At 30.4% G+C, this 22,139-nt stretch carries 23 protein-coding genes; 12 read left to right on the forward strand and 11 right to left on the reverse strand.

What is annotated here, in order from left to right; all coding sequences use genetic code 11:
- Nucleotides 1–12: 12 nt before the first annotated feature.
- The 3 genes from Q0958_RS16350 to Q0958_RS16360 all read right to left on the reverse strand — a co-directional run bounded on the left by Q0958_RS16350 (nucleotide 13) and on the right by Q0958_RS16360 (nucleotide 3,001).
- On the reverse strand, nucleotides 13–858 hold the full coding sequence (locus tag Q0958_RS16350; protein ID WP_299124973.1) for an alpha/beta hydrolase: 846 nt from the start codon (nucleotides 856–858) through the stop codon (nucleotides 13–15).
- A 213-nt stretch (nucleotides 859–1,071) separates the two neighbouring features.
- Nucleotides 1,072–1,602, reverse strand: a complete 531-nt coding sequence (locus Q0958_RS16355) for a DinB family protein (RefSeq protein ID WP_299124976.1) — start codon at nucleotides 1,600–1,602, stop codon at nucleotides 1,072–1,074.
- A 28-nt stretch (nucleotides 1,603–1,630) separates the two neighbouring features.
- On the reverse strand, nucleotides 1,631–3,001 hold the full coding sequence (locus tag Q0958_RS16360) for a saccharopine dehydrogenase family protein (protein ID WP_299124978.1): 1,371 nt from the start codon (nucleotides 2,999–3,001) through the stop codon (nucleotides 1,631–1,633).
- Between the two features lie 79 nt (nucleotides 3,002–3,080).
- On the opposite strand from Q0958_RS16360, the gene Q0958_RS16365 reads away from it, so the two are divergent.
- The 3 genes from Q0958_RS16365 to ade all read left to right on the forward strand — a co-directional run bounded on the left by Q0958_RS16365 (nucleotide 3,081) and on the right by ade (nucleotide 6,864).
- Complete coding sequence (locus tag Q0958_RS16365) at nucleotides 3,081–3,464, forward strand: DUF423 domain-containing protein (protein ID WP_299124980.1); 384 nt, start codon at nucleotides 3,081–3,083, stop codon at nucleotides 3,462–3,464.
- An 84-nt stretch (nucleotides 3,465–3,548) separates the two neighbouring features.
- Complete coding sequence (pckA, locus tag Q0958_RS16370) at nucleotides 3,549–5,162, forward strand: phosphoenolpyruvate carboxykinase (ATP) (RefSeq protein WP_299124982.1); 1,614 nt, start codon at nucleotides 3,549–3,551, stop codon at nucleotides 5,160–5,162.
- Nucleotides 5,163–5,241: 79 nt separating this feature from the next.
- Nucleotides 5,242–6,864 carry an adenine deaminase gene (gene ade, locus Q0958_RS16375; protein ID WP_299124985.1) on the forward strand — a complete coding sequence of 541 codons (1,623 nt, stop codon included), beginning with the start codon at nucleotides 5,242–5,244 and terminating at the stop codon, nucleotides 6,862–6,864.
- 80 nt (nucleotides 6,865–6,944) lie between these two features.
- Here ade and Q0958_RS16380 read toward each other — a convergent pair whose 3' ends face one another.
- From Q0958_RS16380 to Q0958_RS16415, 8 genes are all read right to left on the reverse strand, one after another.
- Nucleotides 6,945–7,121 carry a hypothetical protein gene (locus Q0958_RS16380; protein WP_272151930.1) on the reverse strand — a complete coding sequence of 59 codons (177 nt, stop codon included), beginning with the start codon at nucleotides 7,119–7,121 and terminating at the stop codon, nucleotides 6,945–6,947.
- A 32-nt stretch (nucleotides 7,122–7,153) separates the two neighbouring features.
- A complete protein-coding gene (locus tag Q0958_RS16385) occupies nucleotides 7,154–7,462 on the reverse strand; it encodes a hypothetical protein (RefSeq protein WP_299124994.1) in 309 nt (102 codons plus the stop codon).
- Nucleotides 7,455–8,825, reverse strand: a complete 1,371-nt coding sequence (locus Q0958_RS16390) for a beta-1,3-glucanase family protein (protein WP_299124996.1) — start codon at nucleotides 8,823–8,825, stop codon at nucleotides 7,455–7,457. Before Q0958_RS16390 ends, Q0958_RS16385 begins: the two co-directional genes overlap by 8 nt.
- A gap of 67 nt (nucleotides 8,826–8,892) precedes the next feature.
- Nucleotides 8,893–9,357, reverse strand: coding sequence for a hypothetical protein (locus Q0958_RS16395; RefSeq protein ID WP_299124998.1), 465 nt, complete (start codon nucleotides 9,355–9,357; stop codon nucleotides 8,893–8,895).
- Between the two features lie 18 nt (nucleotides 9,358–9,375).
- Nucleotides 9,376–9,771, reverse strand: a complete 396-nt coding sequence (locus Q0958_RS16400; protein ID WP_150900091.1) for a DUF1842 domain-containing protein — start codon at nucleotides 9,769–9,771, stop codon at nucleotides 9,376–9,378.
- 338 nt (nucleotides 9,772–10,109) lie between these two features.
- Nucleotides 10,110–10,856 carry a response regulator transcription factor gene (locus Q0958_RS16405; RefSeq protein WP_150900092.1) on the reverse strand — a complete coding sequence of 249 codons (747 nt, stop codon included), beginning with the start codon at nucleotides 10,854–10,856 and terminating at the stop codon, nucleotides 10,110–10,112.
- Nucleotides 10,849–12,624, reverse strand: a complete 1,776-nt coding sequence (locus Q0958_RS16410) for an ATP-binding protein (protein ID WP_299125001.1) — start codon at nucleotides 12,622–12,624, stop codon at nucleotides 10,849–10,851. Before Q0958_RS16410 ends, Q0958_RS16405 begins: the two co-directional genes overlap by 8 nt.
- 86 nt (nucleotides 12,625–12,710) lie before the next feature.
- Entirely contained in the window at nucleotides 12,711–13,160 is a 450-nt protein-coding gene (locus Q0958_RS16415) for a hypothetical protein (RefSeq protein ID WP_299125004.1), read from the reverse strand.
- Nucleotides 13,161–13,426: 266 nt separating this feature from the next.
- Between Q0958_RS16415 and ruvC the strand changes: the two genes are divergently transcribed.
- From ruvC to Q0958_RS16460, 9 genes are all read left to right on the forward strand, one after another.
- Nucleotides 13,427–13,981: a crossover junction endodeoxyribonuclease RuvC gene (gene ruvC / locus Q0958_RS16420; protein WP_299125007.1), complete on the forward strand. Its 555-nt coding sequence runs from the start codon at nucleotides 13,427–13,429 to the stop codon at nucleotides 13,979–13,981.
- 57 nt (nucleotides 13,982–14,038) lie between these two features.
- Nucleotides 14,039–15,400, forward strand: coding sequence for a DUF4932 domain-containing protein (locus tag Q0958_RS16425; protein WP_299125009.1), 1,362 nt, complete (start codon nucleotides 14,039–14,041; stop codon nucleotides 15,398–15,400).
- Nucleotides 15,401–16,513, forward strand: coding sequence for a radical SAM family heme chaperone HemW (gene hemW / locus Q0958_RS16430; protein WP_299125011.1), 1,113 nt, complete (start codon nucleotides 15,401–15,403; stop codon nucleotides 16,511–16,513). It abuts the gene before it with no gap.
- A gap of 10 nt (nucleotides 16,514–16,523) precedes the next feature.
- On the forward strand, nucleotides 16,524–17,276 hold the full coding sequence (locus tag Q0958_RS16435; protein WP_299125014.1) for a cyclase family protein: 753 nt from the start codon (nucleotides 16,524–16,526) through the stop codon (nucleotides 17,274–17,276).
- Between the two features lie 1,349 nt (nucleotides 17,277–18,625).
- The gene (locus Q0958_RS16440) at nucleotides 18,626–19,831 is read left to right on the forward strand and encodes an MFS transporter (RefSeq protein ID WP_299125017.1); all 1,206 of its coding nucleotides are present in this window, start codon (nucleotides 18,626–18,628) and stop codon (nucleotides 19,829–19,831) included.
- A 1-nt stretch (nucleotide 19,832) separates the two neighbouring features.
- Nucleotides 19,833–20,213, forward strand: a complete 381-nt coding sequence (locus Q0958_RS16445) for a VOC family protein (RefSeq protein ID WP_299125019.1) — start codon at nucleotides 19,833–19,835, stop codon at nucleotides 20,211–20,213.
- Nucleotides 20,214–20,259: 46 nt separating this feature from the next.
- Nucleotides 20,260–20,586, forward strand: coding sequence for a nucleotide pyrophosphohydrolase (locus tag Q0958_RS16450; RefSeq protein ID WP_299125021.1), 327 nt, complete (start codon nucleotides 20,260–20,262; stop codon nucleotides 20,584–20,586).
- Nucleotides 20,587–20,835 carry a hypothetical protein gene (locus Q0958_RS16455; RefSeq protein WP_272151916.1) on the forward strand — a complete coding sequence of 83 codons (249 nt, stop codon included), beginning with the start codon at nucleotides 20,587–20,589 and terminating at the stop codon, nucleotides 20,833–20,835.
- A 5-nt stretch (nucleotides 20,836–20,840) separates the two neighbouring features.
- Entirely contained in the window at nucleotides 20,841–22,073 is a 1,233-nt protein-coding gene (locus tag Q0958_RS16460) for a 3-phosphoshikimate 1-carboxyvinyltransferase (protein WP_299125024.1), read from the forward strand.
- Nucleotides 22,074–22,139 lie beyond the last annotated feature (66 nt).

Consider the following 22,139-nt stretch of genomic DNA (forward strand, 5'->3'; position numbering starts at 1 on the left):
TCTACATCTTTTTTATTTACTATAATCATAAGTGTTTGAATAAAAAGTATCAGCTATATTGTTGAATATTTTAGATTGATTACGAGGAGCACCATGATTTATTCCTGGCATTATACAAAGTTGCGCTCTAGGAATATTATTATATATTTCAACAGCGTGTTCATTTTTAATAATATCTCTATCACCAATCATAATTAAAACAGCAGCTTTAATTTTAGCCAATTCAGCATGACTAATGTTAGGTTGATTTAATAAAAGTTTGTCTAATTGTAATTCTCTTTCCCAATCTTTAGAAGTATCACCTTTTTTAATCATTTTTATGGTGTTGGAATGCATTTCTACTACTTGCTTACGCGCCCAAAAATTAATGGCAGTAGTATCAGGTCTTAAGTTAGCTCCCATGGCAATTATTTTATTGATATTTACCTTGTTGTTAATCCCCATTTTTAAAGCAATAATTCCACCATCGCTCCATCCAAGAATATTAATAGTTTTTAATTTTAAATGATTTACAAGAGCCTCTAAATCTTCAGCCATTAAATCATAGGTTAACTTTTTTGTTTTTAGCTTAGATTTTCCCTGACCTCTACTATCAACAGCAATAACTCTAAATTTATCTTTAAAATAATCGATTTGATATTCCATAGCACTGATGTCAGTACCACAGCTATGAATAATTAATAATGGTTCCCCTTTCCCATATTCTTCATAATATATTTTAGTGCCGTTTACGTTTACATGCTTACCAACCTCTTTATTATTACCATAAGGTGTGCTTAATTTTTGCTGAGCTAAAAGAATGCTTGTTTGAAAAATGAAAAGCAATAAGGTTGCTTTAAAAAGTATTATTTTTCTCATTGTGTTAGGATGTGTGTAATTTGTTTTTAATAAATGTTTTATGATTCGGCAAAGCTAATAGATTCTAATTAAGAATCAAGAAAGAACTTATTTCTAAATTATTATGTTAACCTTTTTTTAATGAACAAGTGGTTTAGGGAGAATTAAGAACAAAAATAAAGGCATCAGTATACTGATGCCTTTATTGAATTTATAAGAATTGTATATAATTGCTTAGCTTTTCAAATAGAACTCTTTTATAACTTTTACATGGTGTAGTTCGTGACCTAAAATATGATAACCTAAAGCTCTAACACTAGTTTGGTTATTATTTGCAGTGCCTATTCGCTTTAAAGAATTATTAGAAAATCCATTAAAAAGAGTAATTGTAGATAATCTCAAAGCTTCATATTCAGCCAATATATTTTCAATAGTCCTTTCAGAAGTATCGGAAAAAAGATTGTAATCATCTTGTTCAAAACCAGGAAGACATGTTTGGTCATTTCTAGCAAAAGCAAGTGCTCTATAGCCATAAATTCTTTCGTCATCAATTATGTGAACTAAAATTTCTTTGATAGACCACTTATTTTTCTGATACCTGTAATTAAGCTGTTCTTCTGATAAATTATGAATGATATCTTTTGTTGTTTCTAAACTGGATTTTAATTGTTGTATTAAACTTCCATCTTTTTTTACCAATTTCATATACATTTCTGCATATGAAGGGTATTCGTTTTTTGATGGAAATTCAATATGTTTTATCATTATAATTTATTTGAAGTTTAAACTTAATTTATCCTCTTAAACTTTCAGGGTTATAACCTAAATAAGGAACTTCTTTTTCAACAAAAGTTATTCCGTATTCTTCCAACTCTTTTAAAATAGGCTCGTATACTTCTTTAGTGATAGGAATTTGCACTCCAGGAGTTTTAATTTCTCCATTTAATATTTTTAAAGCAGCCATAGCAACAGGTAAACCAACAGTTTTTGCCATTGCTGTATAAGTTTGATCATCACCTTTAATAATCATACTACTTTCAATTTGTAATTTTTCTTCTTTGTACTGATAACCAAAAATATGCTGCATTACAATCATGTCTTTATCATCATCTTGTAATGTCCATTTATCTGATAATATTTTTTGTAAAATTTGTGCAGGAGTCGCATTTTTTAAACCTACTTTTTTATCAGCATTAAAAATGTCTAACTCTAAAAATTTATCCCACATAATATCATCTTGGTCGATTTTCAAGTATGAGCGGAATTTTAATTCAACAGAATCAGAAGGAGAATAGGCTAAGAATAAATTAGTAAAATCTCTATAAGTTAAGTTTTCAGAATTTTCAATAGTGTAAGAATCATCAGTCATTCCTAATTGTACAAAAACATTCCAAGCTCTAGAAAAACCAACTTTTCTAATAGTTCCTCTATACATGGTTGGAATATCATCTAAACCATAAATACTTCTGTATTTTAAAGAATCTCTATTGGCATAAGCTTCAAATTTTCCGCTACCATTCACCGTTAAAAATTCTGTCCTTCTAAATAATTTATGATAAGGAATGTATTTATAAGTTCCTTCTTGAATAAACATAGCCGATCCACCTTGTCCAGCTAAAACTACATTTCTAGGGTTCCAAGTAAACTTATAGTTCCATAAATTATCATCACTTTCAGGAGCAACCAAACCTCCACAGAAAGATTCAAATAATAACATTTTTGAACCATTATCTCTAATACGATCAATGATTTGCATTGCACTCATGTGATCAATACCAGGATCTAATCCAATTTCATTCATAAAAACTAATCCTTTTTCCTTAACAGCTTCATCTAAAGCTTGCATTTCATCAGAAACATAAGATGCAGTTACCATATGTTTATTATAAGTAACACAATCTTTAGCTACTTCAATATGGAAACGAGCAGGAAGCATAGAAATAACAATGTCAGCATTTTGAATTGCTTCAATACGTTGCTCAGTATTAAAAACATCTAAACTAATAGCTGTGGCGTTTTTATGATTGTTTGTTTTTTCTTGAGCACTTTCAATAGAAACATCACCAATAGTAATGTGTAAATTTTCTTGTGTCGATTTATCTAGTAAATATTTTATAAGGGATGAGCTAGATCTACCAGCTCCAATAATTAATATTTTTCTCATTTATGGTGTACTTTAGTGGTCTAAAATTTGTGGCGACAATATCGCTAAAAAAGTTTAAAATTAAACAAAAAACGATAAAATGTATAAAAATTTAACAACAGCATCTGCCTTAGGAGTACTGGCAGTAATTTTAGGAGCCTTTGGAGCACACGCATTAAAAGCTAAATTAAGTCCAGAAGCAATGCAGAGTTTTGAAACAGCAGTGAGATATCAGTTTATCCATGTGCTTGTATTGTTATTTGTAAACAGCTACAAAGAGTTTAATTTGAAACAAAAAAGTGCAATTAGTAGGTTTTTAATAAGTGGAATTTTAATGTTTTCAGGGTCAATTTATGCAATTCACTTGTTAAATGTTCCTGCCAAAACAATTTGGTTTATAACACCTTTAGGAGGAGTACTGCTAATAGTATCGTGGGTTTTGATGACTTTTCAGTTTGTCAAAAAAGTTATTAAAAAAGAATAGTTCATAAAATTTTTTAATGATTAATGAGTTTAATCAAAAAGAACTATTTTTGTCTAAAATTAAACACAACTAAATTATTCTAAGATGACAAATCTTGATACGAAAACGATATCGTTAGATAACTTAGGAATTAAGGGAGCTACGATTCGTTATCAATTGACTTCAGACGAGTTACATGATACAACCATTGAAAAAGGACAGGGAGAGAAAACTAGTTTTGGAGCATTAGCTGTTAAAACAGGTGAATTTACAGGACGTTCTCCTATGGACCGTTTTATTGTTAAAGACGATATAACAAAAGACGAAATATGGTGGGGAGACATCAACATACCATTCGATTCAGATAAATTTGATAAATTATACGATAAAGTAACAGATTACCTTTCTAATAAAGAGGTTTTTGTACGTGATAGTTATGCATGTGCTGATGAAGATTACAAGCTAAATATTAGAGTTGTAAACGAATATCCTTGGAGCAATATGTTTGCTTATAACATGTTTTTACGCCCAACTGCTGAAGAATTAAAAGGTTTTTCTCCAGAATGGACTGTAATTAATGCACCAGGTTTTATGGCGAATCCAGAAATAGATGGAACACGTCAGCACAACTTTGCAATTTTAAATTTTGGAAAGAAGATTGCTTTGATTGGTGGAACTGGATATACAGGAGAAATTAAAAAAGGAATTTTCTCTGCGTTAAACTTTATTTTACCAGTATTTAAGAATACATTACCAATGCACTGTTCTGCTAATGTTGGTAAAGAAGGAGATACAGCTATTTTCTTTGGATTATCGGGAACAGGAAAAACAACTTTATCTACAGATCCAAACCGTAGTTTAATTGGTGATGATGAGCATGGTTGGACTTCTGAGAATACAGTATTTAACTTCGAAGGAGGATGTTATGCTAAAGTAATTGACTTATCTCAAGAAAAAGAACCAGAAATTTATGCAGCTATAAAGAAAGGAGCTATCCTTGAAAATATAGTTATGGATAAAGATGGAAATGTAGATTTTCACGATACTTCAATTACACAAAATACACGTGTAAGTTACCCAATTTATCATATTGATAATATTCAAAAGCCATCAATAGGAAAGAATCCAAAAAACATATTCTTTTTAACTGCTGATGCATTTGGAGTATTGCCTCCAATATCAAGATTAACACCAGGTCAGGCAGCGTACCACTTTATTTCTGGATATACTGCAAAAGTAGCAGGAACTGAAGCTGGAGTTACAGAACCACAACCAAGTTTCTCAGCGTGTTTTGGAGCGCCATTTATGCCATTACACCCAACTCGTTATGCGGAAATGTTAAGCGAAAAAATGAAAGAAACTGGTGTAAACGTTTGGTTAGTAAACACAGGATGGTTTGCTGGACCTTATGGAGTTGGTGATAGAATGAAATTAAAGTACACACGTGCTATGATTAATGCAGCATTAAATGGTGGATTACCTCAAGAAATTACTCACGAGAACTACCACATTCACTCTGTATTTGGATTAGCGCAACCAAGACAATGTCCTGGAGTACCATCAGAATTATTAAGTCAGCGTCAAGCTTGGAATAATGATGAAGAGTACTATAAAACAGCACATAAATTAGCAGATTCATTCAAAGCAAACTTTAAGAAATTTGAAGAATATGCAAATGAAGAAATTTTAGCAGGTGGACCACCAAATGTTGAAAAATAAATAGATAAGAAAGCATCCGAAAAGGATGCTTTTTTTATGTAGAAATACTACCTATTTTTGTAATCCTAAAAAATAAATAATGATAGTACAAGGAAATATAGTTGATATACTGAATAAAAGAATCTATAAAGGAGAAGTAGAAGTTGAAAATGGTAAGATAAAAGCAATAAGAGAAGCTAATCATACTGTAGAAAATTATATACTTCCTGGTTTTGTAGATGCTCATATTCATATTGAAAGCTCAATGTTGGTGCCGTCAGAGTTTGCAAAAATAGCTGTCGTTCATGGAACAGTAGCTACTGTTTCTGATCCTCATGAAATAGCAAATGTTTTAGGAGTAAAAGGAGTTGATTTTATGATTGAAAACGGAAAGAAAGTTCCGTTGAAATTTAATTTTGGAGCACCTTCTTGTGTGCCAGCGACTTCTTTTGAAAGTGCGGGAGCTGTTATCGATTCTGATGATATTAAGAAGATGATGGAAAATCCGGATATCAAGTATTTAGCAGAAATGATGAATTATCCAGGAGTTATTTATCAGGACGAGGAAGTATTAAAGAAAATAGCTTGGGCAAAACATTATAACAAACCAGTAGATGGTCATGCACCTGGAGTACGAGGAGAAGATTTAGATAAATATATTGCAGCTGGAATTTATACCGATCACGAGTGTTTTACTTATGAAGAGGCGTTAGAAAAACTTCAAAAAGGTATGAAAGTAATTATAAGAGAAGGAAGTGCTGCTAAAAACTTTGAAGCTCTTATTGATTTATTACCTGAACATTATGAGAATATGATGTTTTGTTCTGATGATAAACATCCAGACGATTTATTAGTAGGACATTTAAATGAGTTATGTGAAAGAGCTATAGCTAAAGGAATAGACGTTTTTAAAGTGTTACAAGCAGCTTGTGTAAATCCAGTAAAGCATTATAATTTAGATGTAGGATTATTGAAAGAAGGAGATGATGCCGATTTTATTGTAACTGAAAACTTAAAGAATTTTAAAGTATTACAAACTTACATTAACGGTGAGTTAGTAGCAGACAAAGGAGAATCGTTTGTAAAGCATGTTGACTTTGAAGTGTTGAATAACTTTGATACGGATAAAAAACAAGTTGCCGATTTTGAGTTTCATTCAGCTTCTGATAAAATTAGAGTAATTGAAGCTTTAGATGGAGAATTAGTAACTAACGAAATAGAAGTAGATTCTTTAATAGAAGAAGGAAATTTAGTTTCTAATACTGAAAATGACGTGTTGAAAATGACGGTAGTAAATCGTTATAAAAATGCAGAACCATCAATAGCATTTATTAAAAACTTCGGGTTAAAGGAAGGGGCAATAGCAAGTTCAGTAGGACATGATTCTCATAATATTATTGCAGTAGGGGTTTCTGATGAAGCCATTTGTAAAGCAGTAAACCTTTTAATTGAAAATAAAGGAGGAATTTGTGCTGTTTCTAATTCAGAAGAAAAAGTAGTTGCTTTACCAGTAGCAGGAATTATGAGTGATAAACCTGCAGAAGAAATAGGAAAAGCGTATGCAGAGTTAGATCGTATGGCTAAGGAAATGGGAAGTTCGTTAAGAGCTCCTTATATGACCTTGTCTTTTATGGCACTATTGGTAATACCAGCATTAAAGTTATCAGACAAAGGATTATTTAATGGAAGTACATTTCAGTTTACTTCTGTTGAAGTAAAATAATAAGAATCTTCAAGCTATATTTTTGATATATATATGCGCTTCTAAATTAAAAGAAGCGCATATGTTTTTTTAACAATAATCTATTTGATATTAGGGTTTGGTCCTAACCAAACTTTTTGAGGATAATTAGGATTTACACCTACATTTCCTTTAAAGCCTTGGCTCCTTAAAAATTCAACAAATTCTTCTGTTGTTTTTGGCTCTGATACGATTACTTCATAATCAACAGAGACTTCTTTTGTGTCTAAAGTTTTCATAAGATATAAATTTATATTAGGTTTATAATTAGTTACCACTGAACAACAGTTTCGTTGTTTTTATAAATAACTTCACCATACTCGGTAATTTCAAAAAGACATTTTAATGTAGAATTTTGGTAGTTTGCAGAAAGTTCTCCACTAAATTCTTGCAATCCAGTATTTTTCCATATTGCCTGATTAGGATTTTCAGGAGTCATTTTCCCTTCTCCTAAATTCAATCCATCAAAATTCAATGAAGTTGTAATGATATTAGTTGTGGTATCTATGCTGTATGATATTTCAAGTCCTCCTATTCTACGGACTCCTTTAATCGGTGATGTAACTGTATTATTAGACATTTTCAATATGTTTTAATTGTTGTTGAGTTGTTTTTTTAGCTGAGGTATCAACATCAAAGAATGATACTTCAAGTGTGTTTACTTTTGCTGGATCTAATGATACCTGTACTGCAGAAAAACGATCTGAATAAGCAAAATTGTATGCTTGTGATAGTGGTTGCAACGTTGCTGCATACTGGTTGTAGTAAGCATCATTACTCTGTAGGTTTCCAAATAATTCAGTGTTCGGAATTTTACTAAACCAGCCGCTACTTTTCATAGCTCCAGCTTGAGTTCCAGCAAAAGAAGTTGTAGAACCAATAGCTCCAATATTAAAACCAGCTAGTAAATCGCCAGTAATCCATCCGTATACATCGTTTGCAGGACTTTGTTTAGCTGCTTTATTTAAAGAAAACATGGCATTGGCTCCATAGATTCCATTAGGATTAATCAAATCTTCTTTCTTATAAAGCATGGTAACATTGTTTCCTCCAACAGTTCCAGTTAATGTAACATCTAAGCTAGTATCAATAGTTGCTGTTAAATCATAATCTTGAGCGCTTTGTGGTCCTGTAGGTGGAACATGTGGTCCAACACCATTAAAATGTCCACTAATTTTAGCAATAACTCCATTACCTAATCCACTAATAGACACTGCATCCGCTTTTGCAGAATTTCCAAAGTTGTCGTTTAAATAGGTTAAATACGATTCAAATAAATGGTAAGGAGTAATTGGTACTCCACCAATTGGTGGATATGAAGAAGGTCCAATAATTCTAGCAAATCCAGAACCTGGTTGCTTTGAATGTTGTGTGAAATCTCCAGGAACTAAAGCAGGTTTTGCATTGGCTAATCCAGACTTTGGAGCCTGTGTTAACTCATTTAGAGCGTTGTACACTTGGTTTGAAGAAACTCCTTGTTTTAAACCGTAATCAACCTGTTCTGGAATTAATCCATCTAAAGAAGTTTCTAATTTCATAGGAATACTCCAATAGTCGATACTAGTTAAATCGGCAACATCTGTAGCAGCTCCATTAAAAGTAAGTTCCATTTTATCATATCGTAAGAAGAAATTTGGATCAGTAACATTTTGAGCAGGTTCGTAATATGGATTTACAACTTTCCATGCTTGTCCGTAACAAACGTAAATTCGTCCGCTAAAATTTTTTACTTGTACTCCGTTTTTTAATTCTTCATAAGGATACCAGTTTCCTTCGCCACTGGCTGTGTTTACTGGTTTAATGTCGATTTCTAAAGGTTCTAATTCTCCAGCTTTATAACTGATGTCAAATAAATCGTCAGTGCTTCCAGAAACAAAACCTATATAGATGTTTTTTTCAGTAACATCTATTCCTTTGTTAAATTTTATGGTTAATATACTCATGGTAGTAGAGGTTTGGTTAGTTATAAGAAGTAAGCTCTATTAAAGTAATATAGAGCTTACTTTGAAATTATACAGTGGCTTCGTTACCGTGTAATCTTGGGTTTAAAACACCAGCTGTTATAGTATATATAGATCCATTTGGTCCTTCTTGAGCAAAACCGAAAATTCCGTTTGCACCTTCTTGATATATTTGGTTTTCTCTTTCTTCAAAAGGAACAGAAGCCCATTTTTGTACATCAGATTCAGAAATTGTAATTGTTTTACTAGGATATGAAGTATCAGAAGGGCAGAAAATTTCTATAGAAAAACTTCCTTCTAAGCCATTTTCAAGATCCAAAAACCATGTAGGTGTTGGTCCTGATCCATTTTGTCCTGGAGGAACTGGCAAATGAATGTTTTCATTTACAGCAGATGATCCTTTACGGAGTGTTCCATTACTAACCTTTATGATTTTGCAGTATAATTTTGTGCCATCATTAGCTCCTGGATCATTCTGACTTAAAGCCGATAGTTGAAAAATGTTGTTAGACATAGTTATTGAAGTTTTAAATTATAAATTGAAAATATGTCCATTAACAGGCACTTTTTCCTCATGTTTACCTTGGAAAGTAAATCCACCTTCACCATTCCAATCAGCTTTTAAAGCCATGTTTGCTTCGAAAGGAAATTGTAATGGAGTTAATTTATTGTCAGAAGGAATACTTCCTTTTAAACTTAATACTCTTACAATATCTCCCAACCCTGTTGAGTATACTGTTCCACTTACTTTTCCAGTATAGCTTTTTTTATCGGTACCTACATTAATGGTAACTGTTCCACTAACTGTATGGTTTTCTGGGTGTACTAATAATGAAAAGTTTACGATAGTTGCTAAAAGATTAGGAGCAAAGCCCATAGTTCCTTTAAAATATATTGTTTCTACTGCTGTATCTACTGTTGTTGACATAATTAATAAGATTAGTTTTCCTACTCATAAGGCTTTTCGGATTCCGCCTCGTTTTTTAAAATGGTGACTGCTCCATTTTAGTCTAAGTTTGGTTAGTTGTTAAATAGTAAAGTGTAGTAGTTATAGTATGTACCGAAAACACGGTTGAGTTTCTACACTTGTTAGTATTTAAGAACTACGAAATAATTTGTGCTAGCGCTTTATTTCTGACCTAAAATTAGATTAGAAGTAGAGGTGAGCGAAAAAAAATGGCATAAGCGAGTATATTTTTTCCATAAAAACAGAAAAAAATAGCAGGAAGATTTTCTTAAGCTAATCTTATATGTGTTGTGTATGAGTTACTTAAGTGTACGTACTTTTTTAATAATATCTTTATAACGTTCGCTTAAGGTAGCTTTCTTATTTCCAGTAAGTAAGATTAAATTATCAGCAGGAATAATCTCTGTGATGTGTTTGGTGTTTACTATAAAGTTTCGATGTGTTCTTTGGAAAATAGGGTTGTTTAGTAGTTGAAGAATTTTAGTTAATGAAATAAGAATAACAAACTTCTCTTTTTCCGTAACAATATTGCAGTATTTTTCTTCAACATCGATATAAACAATATCAGTAATTAAAACTTTTTTTAGCGATTTTCCTTTTTTAATAAATAAATGATCCTCACTAATTACGGTATCTTCTTCATCACTTAAAAATACATCGTTTTGTGCATAAAACTTTTCAACGGCCATTTCTATGGCGTATAAAACTTCTAACTCGTTAAAAGGTTTCATTAAAAAACTAAACGGTTGAGTTAATTTAGCTCTTTCAAAAATACTTCGATCTCTTGAACTTGTTAAAAATACAAATGGCTTAGAAGAATTTGGTACAGCATTGATGGTTTCAGCAAAGGTAATTCCATCAGGAGAACCGTTTAAAAAAATATCGATAATAACAATGTCAACATCAATTTTATAAAATTGATCTAAGGCATCTTTAAAGTTTCTAGCAATTCCAGTAACCGTATAATTGTTGTCTTCAAGAACTTGAATTAGACGATCACTTTCAGCAGGAGTATCTTCTATAATAAAAACATTCACATTATTCATTCGAAGGATTTTTAGGTAAAGATACAATCATTTTGGTACCTTTTCCTAATTCACTTTCAATATCAAATTTTCCATTGTTTTTTCGAATCATCGATTTACATAATTGCAAGCCTAAACCTGTACCAATTACATCTTCGTGTTCTTTTTTATGTAAAAGCGCAGTGTCTTTTAATAACTCCAAACGTGTAGCTTCACTCATTCCTAAACCAGTGTCTTCAATGATTAAATCGCAAAAATCATCAGAAGAGTTTTGAGAATATATTTTAATACTACCATTAGGTTTTGAAAACTTAATAGCATTGTCTAATAGATTACGTAACACAATTTTTAGGGATTCCTGATCGGCAAAAACAATGTCTTTTTTAGAAACGGTATTTTCTAAGCTCAACTCCTTTTCTAGTAATAAAGGTTGGTAGTTATAAGACACTTGTTCTGTAATAAAAAACAAACGCAGGGAACTAATACTAAAATAACCTTGGTTGGTTTGTAATAAAGCCCAATTTAAAAGATTGTCTAAGAGTCCGTAAGCACCATTAACAATGGCACTATTTTTTTGAAGTAAGTTACGTAGGGCACTTAAATTATTACTGTCTAAATTTTTAACTAAAGAACCATTACTGGTTTTTAAAGCATTAACTGAAGAGCGTAAATCGTGGCTTACAATAGAAAAAAGTTTGTCTTTAGTAGCGTTTAAGGCATCAAGGTTTTCTTTTTGACTAGCAATAATTTTATTTCGTTTTACTTTTTCTCTATAGAAGTAAAGACTAATACCTAAAAGAACAAATAAACCAAGAGCAGAATAGAATAACACATTACGTTGAGTTTCTTTTAATTCATTTTGAACTTGTAAAATATCAACCTCATTTTGTTTTTGTTGTACAGCAAATTCTTTTTCTAACTTAGCAACTTCGTAGATTTTATTATGGTTATTTAATGAATCATTCCATTTTTTATATTCTTTTATATATTTTAAAGCATCTTGAAATTTCTTTCTATTTTGTTCAACAATAGACATGTTTAATGCAGTTACTGTTTTTCTTTCAAATATTTGTCTCTTTTTATTGTTTAATTCAGAAATGGATACTTCATTTTCGTGAATTTTTAATTTTTTAGATAGTTCATATGCTTTTTTAAAATATGGAATAGCAATATCATCTTTATATTGATTATAATATAGATTAGCAATATTTATGTAATCATTAATAAGGCTTAAACTATCTCTTGAATTACTAATTTTTTTACTGAAATATTTTTCAGCTTGCTTATATTCTTTTAATAAAAGAAAACAAATGCTTAGGTCTCTGTATACATCATTTATGTCTATATATGTTAGTTTTTCAATTGGTAATTTTTCAAGGAACTTTAAATAACGGATTGCTTTTTCATAATTTTTGAGCTTTAAATTTGTAGCAGCTAGGTAGATTTTAACTCTATTAGAAAATTCAAAATCAAAGGAAATTTGAGATAATTGATCTATAGCTTCACTATAAGCCTTTTTTTTATTTAAACTAATACCTCTATATAAATGACAATAGTCGAGAATTAATTTTTGGTTATTAGCTATGTTAAGTTGCTTTTGAGAATAAATTAAAGCCGAATCCCATTTTTTTTCAGAAAAGTAATATGAAGCTTTTTTAAAGTTTTCTTGAAAATGAAATTTTGAGGACTTATTAAGTACTTTTGAGTAAAAAATACTATCGATTATTTTTTTTTGTGAAAAAACAACTGAAAAAGAAAAAAGAAATATTAGAAGTAGTTTAAAACGCATTAGACAGTTTGAAAATGATGCCTAATGTAAAAAAAAGCCTTGAATTAGAATAATATAAGACAAGACTTTTGAAATATTTATATTAATTAGATACCACCATTATCACCAGAAACTATAACTACAGTACCTCTAGCAGTTTCAGGGTTATCGTTTGTTTGACTATTACTTCCAAGCGTAGGAGCATAATTTAAAGGGAAAACAGAAGTGTTTGGAGCTATATTTACACCAAGATCAATCTCTGTATATGTATATACATTAACCTCGGTTCCAGGAAGTGCTGTTTGGTAACTTGAAGTTACTTTTAGAATGTTTTTTCCATTATGATTAACATCGTTTGGAATGTATTCAAAGGAAGTAGGAGCAGGAGAACCTATAGCGATAGCTACTGAAAATTTGGCAATTGAGTTGTTGTTTCCTTTAGTGTTTATTGTAATGTTAAATGGAGGTATTAAATTGTCATGTATTGCTGCTGCTGGTTGTGGTAAATCAGCATATGCTGTTGAAACTGGGGCAACTGTAGGTAATGAATTTTCCATAATAGTTAATTTTAAATTGGTTAATAATATTTTATTGTTTCTTTTTCAAATAAACAATAAAATATTAAGCTGTTAGAAAAAAAAGGAATAAGATGGAGTTTTAGAGGAATAAGAAATGTTTATTTAAGAACAAAATATAGAGAGCTTGTCATAGGAGGAATTTTGATTAAAAAAGAGAAAGTAGATTATACTAATTGATATTAGAATACACAGGTTTATAAACGATATTAAATGATTAGTTTTGTATTTATAGAAAGTAAGCGTTTTTGAAGACAGAAAAAATAATATTAGGTATCGACCCAGGAACTAGTATCATGGGGTTTGGAATTATAAAAGTGATTGGTAAAAAGATGGAATTTGTTCAAATGAACGAATTACTTTTAAAAAAGTACGATGATCATTACTTAAAACTAAAACTCATTTTTGAACGTACTATAGAACTAATAGATACTTATAATCCAGACGAGATAGCTTTAGAAGCTCCGTTTTTTGGAAAAAACGTACAATCCATGTTAAAACTAGGTAGGGCACAAGGAGTAGCAATGGCAGCAGGATTGTCAAGGCAAATTCCAGTTACTGAGTATGCACCTAAGAAAATTAAAATGGCTATTACAGGAAAAGGAACTTCAAGTAAAGAACAAGTAGCAATGATGCTAAAGTCTTTATTAAACTTAAAAGAGCTACCAAAAAACTTAGATGCTACCGATGGTTTGGCTGCAGCCGTTTGTCATTATTATAATTCTGGACAAAAAATAGGAGGTAAAAACTATACTGGTTGGGCAGCCTTTGTAAAGCAGAATCCGAAAAAGGTCAAAGGTTAAATGCAACTATTTGATATATTTGAGTGTCTTAATAATAAACTATAAAATACAACTACTATGAAAAAAAGCCTACTACTTTTGTTAGTGTTATTAGCATTATCTTGTAAAAAAGAAGAAAAAAAGAAAGAGCATAGGTATTACCTTAAGTCTAATAAGAAAGAAGTACAAGCATTATTTAATGGTCAATTGTTTCCTTTTACAATTGTAAATGACAATTTAGCCTTTCCTTATACTGGTAAAACAAATAAAGTTGGATTTGTTTCTAAAATAGATAGCGTAAAATTTGATTTAGAACCTAAAGACAGTATACCGCTAACTTTTATTATAAATGAAAAAGATAGTATTTCAGTATTGGTTATAGGGAAGACTAAGCGAGTAGATTTTACAGAAAACTATATTAAAGAGCATAAAGGGAAATATAAAGTACTTTCACCAAAAGCTTTAGAATTGGTAAACGTAGGGATAGCATTAACCAACGTTGGAAGAGAAGATGTTAATCTAATTTTTAAATATTCCGATTACTATAAAGATGTATTAAAATATTTTGACGCATATAAAAATCATCCTTTAATAGATTCGTTAAATGTGAATTTAGAAAAAAACAAAAACGATTACTATTATAATATTATAATGAATGCGAATATGTATTCATTTGAGGGAGATAAAATCGTAAATAAAACTACGTTTAATAGAATGGGATTTGGAGAAGATAATTATTTAAAAAAATTGCTTCCTCTATTTGAAGACTTTTCTAAAAAATCAAATTTCCAAGAGTTTTATGGTAATAACGAAAAATACTATCAATCGCTAATAGCGGAATATCATAGATTAGTTCCAGTAGAAAAAATGTGGAAATGGTTAGAGGAAAAGTTTCCAGTAAAGCACGATTCATATAAAATATATTTTTCTCCTTTAGTAAATGGATACCATTCTACTCAAAAATATGAGGATAATGGATTTAAAGAAACAGCAATGCATATTAACGCACCAATTTTAGATGATATGTATTCTGATAAAGAAAAAGAAGCTATTCTTTCTCGTGTTGTTTTTACCGAAATAGACCATAACTATGTTGATCCAACTACAGATAAGTTTAATGAAATATCAACTTTATTAACACCTTTAAGCTGTTGGAATAGTAAAAGAGATTGGTATAATAGTAGTTATAGAACTTTTAGTGAATATATGACTTGGGGTGTTTTTACATTGTATTTGTATGATAATTTTGATAAAGAAGTTTTTGAAAAAAGAAACGAAGCAATGGTTAATTTCATGATTTCAGAAAACAGAGGGTTCATTAAATTTAAAGAGTTTGATAGTTTTATTTTAAATTGGTATAAGAACAACCCAAATGCTTCTTTAGAAAAGTTATATCCAGCGGTTATAGATTGGGTAAAAAAACAAAATTGTAAAAGTTAATTGGCAGGAATTTACCTACATATCCCATTTTGCAAGCAAGCGTGTTATTATTGCGATTTTCATTTTTCTACTTCATTAAAGAGAAAAGAAGAGCTGATTGCTTGTATGGTAAAAGAATTGGAGCTTCGGAAAGAAGAGCTGGATGATGAAATAATAGAAACTATCTATTTTGGAGGAGGAACACCAAGTTTATTATCAGCCAAAGAGATAATATTATTATTAGAAACTATATATCAGAATTACCAAGTAATTGAGCAGCCCGAAATTACATTAGAAGCTAATCCAGATGATTTATCAGAAGAGAAAATCTTAGAATTAGCAGAATCTCCAGTAAATAGATTAAGTATAGGTGTGCAATCTTTTTTTGAGGAAGATTTAAAGAGTATGAATCGAGCACATAATGCAGAGGAGGCAAAGAACTGCCTATCCGTGGCGATTCGCCACTTTGATAATATTACCATCGATTTAATTTACGGAGTTCCCAATATGACAAACGAGCGCTGGAAAGAAAACTTACAAATAGCCTTCGATTTTGGAATTAGTCATATTTCTAGTTATGCTTTAACAGTAGAACCAAAAACAGTATTGGATACATTTGTAAAGAATGGGAAATATCCAGAACCAGATGAGGTAGAAGCCAAAGCGCATTTTGATATTTTAATGGAAGAAACCACTAAAAACGGATTTGTACATTATGAAATTTCTAATTTTGGGAAACCTGATTATTTTTCAAAACATAATACATCTTATTGGTTAGGAAAAAAGTATATAGGAGTAGGGCCTTCAGCGCATTCATTTAATAAAACACATAGAAGCTGGAATATTTCTAATAATGCTAAATATATAAAAACACTTGAATTAGGTAATTTGCCTAATGAAATAGAAGAGTTAACTGAAGAAGATAGATTTAATGAATATTTAATGACAGGATTACGAACCATTTGGGGAGTGTCTTTAGATAAAATAAATCCTATTTTTAGAGAAAGTTTATTAGCTTCTTCGAAAAAGTTTATAGAACAAGGATTGTTAACAATAGATAAGAATACATTAAAAACAACTTCTAAAGGAAAATTTTTAGCAGACGGATTGGCTTCCGAATTGTTTATAGTTTAAAAGCATAAGTATGATTGCAGAAATACAACACAAAACAGGAAAATATAAAATAGATTTCTCAAAACCATTAGATATATCTATTCCTGTAGATTTAGCTAAGCAAAATATTAATGCATGGTATTTAGAAGATCCAGAAATTTCACCTGTTCAATCAGGAGACTGGGTAGGAAGTGTTGAGCAAGGAGCTGATGTTAATTTTAATACAATAGTATTTAATCCACATGCACATATTACACATACCGAATGTGTTGGTCATATTACAAAAGAAGTACATTCAGTAAATAAAAACTTAAAACAGTTTTTTTATTTGGCAGAAGTTGTAACCCTGCAACCGGCGTTGCAAGCAAATGAAGATTTGTTAATTACGAAAGAGCAATTGCAAGAAGTATTAGGAAACAAAGAAAGAGAAGCAATTGTAATAAGAACAACTCCAAATTCATTAGATAAAAAATCGAAACGTTATTCGAATACCAACCCACCATATTTAGCAGAAGAGGCAGGAGAATACTTAAGAGAAAAGGGTATAGAACATTTGTTGATAGATTTACCTTCGGTAGATAAAGAAAAAGATGAAGGAAAATTGTTAGCACATAATGCGTTTTGGAATACAAAAGGAGAGCTAAGAATGGAAGCAACAATTACAGAGTTCATTTTTGTTGCTAATGAAATAAAGGATGGTGTTTATTTCTTAAACTTAATGATTGCACCTTTCGAAAACGACGCTAGTCCAAGCAAGCCTATTTTGTATAAAATTGAAAAGTAGTAGGTTTAGCGATAGTAATAAGATTATAGTCATAGGATAACGGTTTTATAGTTAATTTAAATTGTTCTTTTTCTTAGCGTCTTTTATAAATGTTTCTTTTTAGGGACCTCTATCTGTTCGGCGAGATTTACTTTATGTTTCATTTACACTTCAAAGATACAACAGCATTACAATTAAAAATGTTGATTTAAGATTAAACGAGTTTTAGTATCGACGAATGGTAGGAATATATCTTTTAAGTATAATTAGGTTTCTTCGGAGTAATGGGTTGAAAATTATTTTTTTACGGAAATTAGAATAGTACCTATATATACATGTTAATAATATATTCAGATGATATAAGAAACTGTGTATACTTTCGGTTGTAGCGAAGTCAAAATAAAAGATAGGCTTTTAGAATGATAATATGATAGACTGTATAAGTGAAGTGATTCAACAAAATAATATTGATGAAATACAATATTTTATGGCTTTATAATGCTAGTTCTTTTTCTTAGTGTCTTTTATAAATGTTTCTTTTTAGGGATCTCTATCTGTTCGGTGAGATTTACTTTATGTTTCATTTACGCTTCAAAGATACAATAGCATTATAGTAAAAAAGTTGAATGTACGATAAAATGTACCATTATGTCGATGAATGGTTTGAATGTATCTTTTAAGCATTTTGACTAAATGCACGGAGCTGAAATTAAATATCTGTTAATAAAATACGGCAAAGTATTAGTCAATTTAATTATAGCTCCGTATGGAAAAGTTGCTAGTTTAAGCGAATTGGTTTTTATAAAATCGTATAGTAGTAGGTTTGGCGATTTGATAAAATGATATTCATATAATAAGGGTTTTAATATTTTGTGTTGTTTACTTTTTCTTAGTGTCTTTTATAAATGTTTCTTTTTAGGGGTCTCTATCTGTTCGGCGAGATTTACTTTATGTTTCATTTACACTCCAAAGATATTTCAACATTGAAATAGAAAAGAAGAATACAAGCTTAGAAGAATTTTAGTATCGACGAATGGTATAAATGTATCTTCAAAGTAGATATAGATAATTAAACAAGTTGAGGTCAAAGTTTGGTTATGAATAGTTTAGAATGAATATAAAAACGAGCTTTAAAATATTTTTTGTAAAACCTATTTCTTTTTTTTATAGTTTTACACCTCAATTAAGAAATACAATGACAATTTTTAATACATATAAGCAATGTAAATCTACCGTGAGATACGGAAGATATCGGGCTATTCATGTATTATGATTATTTAAATATAAAATATATCAATTATAAAAAGTCCGACTTCATAGTCGGACTTTTTATTTTTAAGCAAACCACTAACAACTAAACCACAAAAACTATGAAAAAACTTTATTTTAATTATTTAAACACTTTTAAAGGTCTCTCTACCGAAGTTTGGTGGCTGTCTTTAATAACATTAATTAACAGAGCAGGTACTATGGTAATTCCTTTTTTATCATTGTATTTAACAAAGAGCTTAGACTTTACCTTAAAAGATGTAGGATGGATGATGACTTGTTTCGGATTTGGATCTGTAATAGGATCTTGGCTAGGAGGAAAGTTAACAGATAAAATAGGCTTTTATAAGGTAATGAAAGTAAGCTTGTTTTTAACAGGGGTATTATTTATAGCTTTACAATATGTAACAACGTTTATTGGTTTTGGTATAGGAATCTTTCTAGTAATGCTAGTAGCCGATACTTTTAGACCAGCTATGTTTGTTGCGTTGAGTGCTTATAGTAAACCAGAAAACAAAACACGTTCGGTAACCTTAATTCGTTTAGCAATTAATTTAGGATTCTCAGCTGGTCCAGCTGTTGGAGGTCTTATTATAACTTCTTTAGGGTATAATGGGTTATTTTGGGTAGATGGAGTTACTTGTATTTTAGCAACCTTTTTATTGATAAATGTTTTAAATCCAAAGAAATCGAAAGTAGTAGATGAGGTAAAAGTAGAAAATCCTATTTCTATTTTTAAAGATAAAGCATTCTGGATGTTTTTTATAGCAATGTTTATTTTCGGGTTTGTATTTCTACAATATTTCTCAACAATGCCATTGTATTATAAGGATGCTCACCATCTATCAGAATTACAAATTGGTTTACTTATGGGAATGAATGGTTTCTTAATTTTTGTATTAGAAATGCCATTAATTAAATGGCTGGAAGAAAGCAAATACTCTAAAGAACGATTAATGTTTGTAGGATTATTACTTACAGGAATAAGTTTTTTAGTTCTAAATCTAACAGGTTGGGTAGGAGTTTTAATTGTAGGAATGTTATTTATGACCATTGGAGAAATGATAGCATTTCCATTTTCGAATGCTTTTGTAATGGAAAGAGCAAAAAGAGGGAACCAAGGAGAGTACATGGCATATTATAGCATTGCTTTTTCATTTGCTCATATTTTTGGGCATAATGCAGGTATGAGAATGGTAGATTTTTTAGGATTTGATACAACGTGGTGGATTATCACTTTAGTATCTACACTAGGTCTGTTTTTCTTAATTAGTTTAACCAGAATAATAAAAAAAGAAAAAGCGTAATATGAATTTAAATCAAGTTACAATTCCATCAATAAACGTTGAAAAATCTACAGCGTTCTATATAAAACTAGGCTTGCATCTTATTGTAGATGCAAGACCTAGATATGTTCGTTTTGAAGTTCCAGAGGGAGATAGCACATTTTCAATACATCAAGTAGAGTCTATGCCTAAAGGAGAAGGTGTAGTATTGTATTTTGAAGATGAAAATTTAGATGAGCTAGTAAAAGAGCTTCAAAATAAAGGAATAGAGTTTTTGCAATTACCTAAAGACCAAACATGGTTATGGAGAGAAGCACATTTATTAGATCCAGATGGAAACAAATTAATACTATTTAAAGCAGGAGAGAATAGAAAAAATCCGCCATGGAGAATTGATAAGTAAGAAGAAATTTTATATTTGATTTTTTAAAAAAGTTAAAACAAAACAAATGAATATACAAGACGCTCAAAAACAAGTTGATGATTGGATTAAAAACCATGGTGTTCGTTATTTTAATGAATTAACTAATATGGCTCAATTAACAGAAGAGGTAGGAGAAGTAGCAAGAATAATTGCGCGTCGTTATGGCGAGCAAAGTGAAAAAGAGAGCGATAAAAATAAGGATTTAGGTGAGGAATTAGCAGATGTAATGTTTGTAGTTTTGTGTTTAGCAAATCAAACAGGAGTTAATTTACAAGAAGCTTTTGATGAGAAGTTAGATATTAAAACAAAACGCGATCACGATCGTCATCATAACAACGAAAAATTAAAATAAATGAGTTTCGGTAAAAACATACAAAAGAGAATTTTTTGGATTAACCTTTTAAAGGTAAGTATACCATTTTTAATTTTTGTAACCTTATTTTCATTATTCCTAAACAGTGGAAAAGCGTTGTTCACGGGAGATTTTGAAAAAGTAAATGAAATTCATTTTTCAGAAAAGAAATGGGTTCGTTTTTGGCTTACCAAAGTTACAGTTAGCGTTTTGTATGGTATGTATATAGTGAATAAAAAAATGAAATAATTTGTATGAATTTACATCTTAAAACCAAAGAGAATAAAAAAATAGCTTCAGAAATAACAATTTCAGGTTCAAAAAGTGAGTCTAACAGATTGTTGATTTTACAACAGTTATTTCCAAGCATTAGTATAGATAATTTATCAGATTCAGATGATACGCATCATTTACAAGAAGCATTATCTTCTACTAATGAAATAGCAGATATAGGACACGCAGGAACTGCCATGCGATTTTTAACTGCTTTCTTTTCAACACAAGAAGGAAGTGTAAAAAAATTACAAGGATCAGAAAGAATGCACAATCGTCCAATAGAAATATTAGTAGATGCACTTCGTAGTTTAGGGGCTGAAATCCAATATTTAGAAAAAGAAGGATATCCGCCAATAAGAATTACAGGAAAAAAGCTGACTAAAGACAAGGTTTCTATAAACGGAAATGTAAGTAGTCAATATATTTCAGCTTTAATGCTAATAGCTTCAAGTTTAGAAAATGGATTAGAAATTCAATTAGAAGGCAAAATAACTTCAGTTCCATATATAAAAATGACTTTAGCTTTGTTACATCAAATAGGAATTGTAGCAAGTTTTGAAGGAAATATTATTAGTGTAGAGCATAAAAAAGATATTCAATCAAAAAATATTACAGTAGAATCAGACTGGAGTTCAGCGTCTTATTTTTATTCGTTAATAGCATTGAGTGAAGTAGGCTCGTCGGTAAAATTATCAGCATATAAACAAGATAGTTTACAAGGAGATAGTTGTTTAGCTAGAATTTATAAGCATTTTGGAGTTGCAACAAAATTTGAAGAGAACTCAATAACTTTAACTAAAGAAAGAAAACATAATCCAGAAGTATTAGTTGAAGATTTAAAAAATGCTCCAGATATAGCTCAAACCATAGCGGTGACGAGTTTTGGATTAGGAGTAGCTTGTGAATTGAAAGGTTTACATACATTAAAAATAAAAGAAACAGATCGATTAGAAGCTTTAAGAGAAGAGTTAACAAATTTAGGGGCAGAAATCGAGGTAACTAATGAAAGTTTACACTTAAAAGCATCAGAAAAAATAAATGAGAATGTTTCAATAGCAACTTATAATGATCATAGAATGGCAATGGCATTTGCTCCATTAGCACTTAAAGTACCAATAACTATTTTAGAAGCAGAAGTAGTAACAAAGTCATATAGAAACTTTTGGAATGATATGAGAGAGATAGGTATTCAAACCGAAGATGTAAAATAAACAGCGAATCACTTGACAAGGCCTATGTCGAAATTGTATATTTGCCCACGTTTAGAAAATATTATC

This window comes from uncultured Tenacibaculum sp. (genome assembly GCF_947499065.1).
In the GTDB taxonomy this organism is placed as follows: domain Bacteria; phylum Bacteroidota; class Bacteroidia; order Flavobacteriales; family Flavobacteriaceae; genus Polaribacter.

What these genes read in the sequence shown, in the direction of transcription:
- Q0958_RS16350 (WP_299124973.1), bottom strand. Translation starts at nt 858, where the DNA reads ATGAGAAAAATAATACTTTTTAAAGCAACCTTATTGCTTTTCATTTTT.
- Q0958_RS16355 (WP_299124976.1), bottom strand. Translation starts at nt 1,602, where the DNA reads ATGATAAAACATATTGAATTTCCATCAAAAAACGAATACCCTTCATAT.
- Q0958_RS16360 (WP_299124978.1), bottom strand. Translation starts at nt 3,001, where the DNA reads ATGAGAAAAATATTAATTATTGGAGCTGGTAGATCTAGCTCATCCCTT.
- Q0958_RS16365 (WP_299124980.1), top strand. Translation starts at nt 3,081, where the DNA reads ATGTATAAAAATTTAACAACAGCATCTGCCTTAGGAGTACTGGCAGTA.
- pckA (WP_299124982.1), top strand. Translation starts at nt 3,549, where the DNA reads ATGACAAATCTTGATACGAAAACGATATCGTTAGATAACTTAGGAATT.
- ade (WP_299124985.1), top strand. Translation starts at nt 5,242, where the DNA reads ATGATAGTACAAGGAAATATAGTTGATATACTGAATAAAAGAATCTAT.
- Q0958_RS16380 (WP_272151930.1), bottom strand. Translation starts at nt 7,121, where the DNA reads ATGAAAACTTTAGACACAAAAGAAGTCTCTGTTGATTATGAAGTAATC.
- Q0958_RS16385 (WP_299124994.1), bottom strand. Translation starts at nt 7,462, where the DNA reads ATGTCTAATAATACAGTTACATCACCGATTAAAGGAGTCCGTAGAATA.
- Q0958_RS16390 (WP_299124996.1), bottom strand. Translation starts at nt 8,825, where the DNA reads ATGAGTATATTAACCATAAAATTTAACAAAGGAATAGATGTTACTGAA.
- Q0958_RS16395 (WP_299124998.1), bottom strand. Translation starts at nt 9,357, where the DNA reads ATGTCTAACAACATTTTTCAACTATCGGCTTTAAGTCAGAATGATCCA.
- Q0958_RS16400 (WP_150900091.1), bottom strand. Translation starts at nt 9,771, where the DNA reads ATGTCAACAACAGTAGATACAGCAGTAGAAACAATATATTTTAAAGGA.
- Q0958_RS16405 (WP_150900092.1), bottom strand. Translation starts at nt 10,856, where the DNA reads ATGAATAATGTGAATGTTTTTATTATAGAAGATACTCCTGCTGAAAGT.
- Q0958_RS16410 (WP_299125001.1), bottom strand. Translation starts at nt 12,624, where the DNA reads ATGCGTTTTAAACTACTTCTAATATTTCTTTTTTCTTTTTCAGTTGTT.
- Q0958_RS16415 (WP_299125004.1), bottom strand. Translation starts at nt 13,160, where the DNA reads ATGGAAAATTCATTACCTACAGTTGCCCCAGTTTCAACAGCATATGCT.
- Q0958_RS16425 (WP_299125009.1), top strand. Translation starts at nt 14,039, where the DNA reads ATGAAAAAAAGCCTACTACTTTTGTTAGTGTTATTAGCATTATCTTGT.
- Q0958_RS16435 (WP_299125014.1), top strand. Translation starts at nt 16,524, where the DNA reads ATGATTGCAGAAATACAACACAAAACAGGAAAATATAAAATAGATTTC.
- Q0958_RS16440 (WP_299125017.1), top strand. Translation starts at nt 18,626, where the DNA reads ATGAAAAAACTTTATTTTAATTATTTAAACACTTTTAAAGGTCTCTCT.
- Q0958_RS16445 (WP_299125019.1), top strand. Translation starts at nt 19,833, where the DNA reads ATGAATTTAAATCAAGTTACAATTCCATCAATAAACGTTGAAAAATCT.
- Q0958_RS16450 (WP_299125021.1), top strand. Translation starts at nt 20,260, where the DNA reads ATGAATATACAAGACGCTCAAAAACAAGTTGATGATTGGATTAAAAAC.
- Q0958_RS16455 (WP_272151916.1), top strand. Translation starts at nt 20,587, where the DNA reads ATGAGTTTCGGTAAAAACATACAAAAGAGAATTTTTTGGATTAACCTT.
- Q0958_RS16460 (WP_299125024.1), top strand. Translation starts at nt 20,841, where the DNA reads ATGAATTTACATCTTAAAACCAAAGAGAATAAAAAAATAGCTTCAGAA.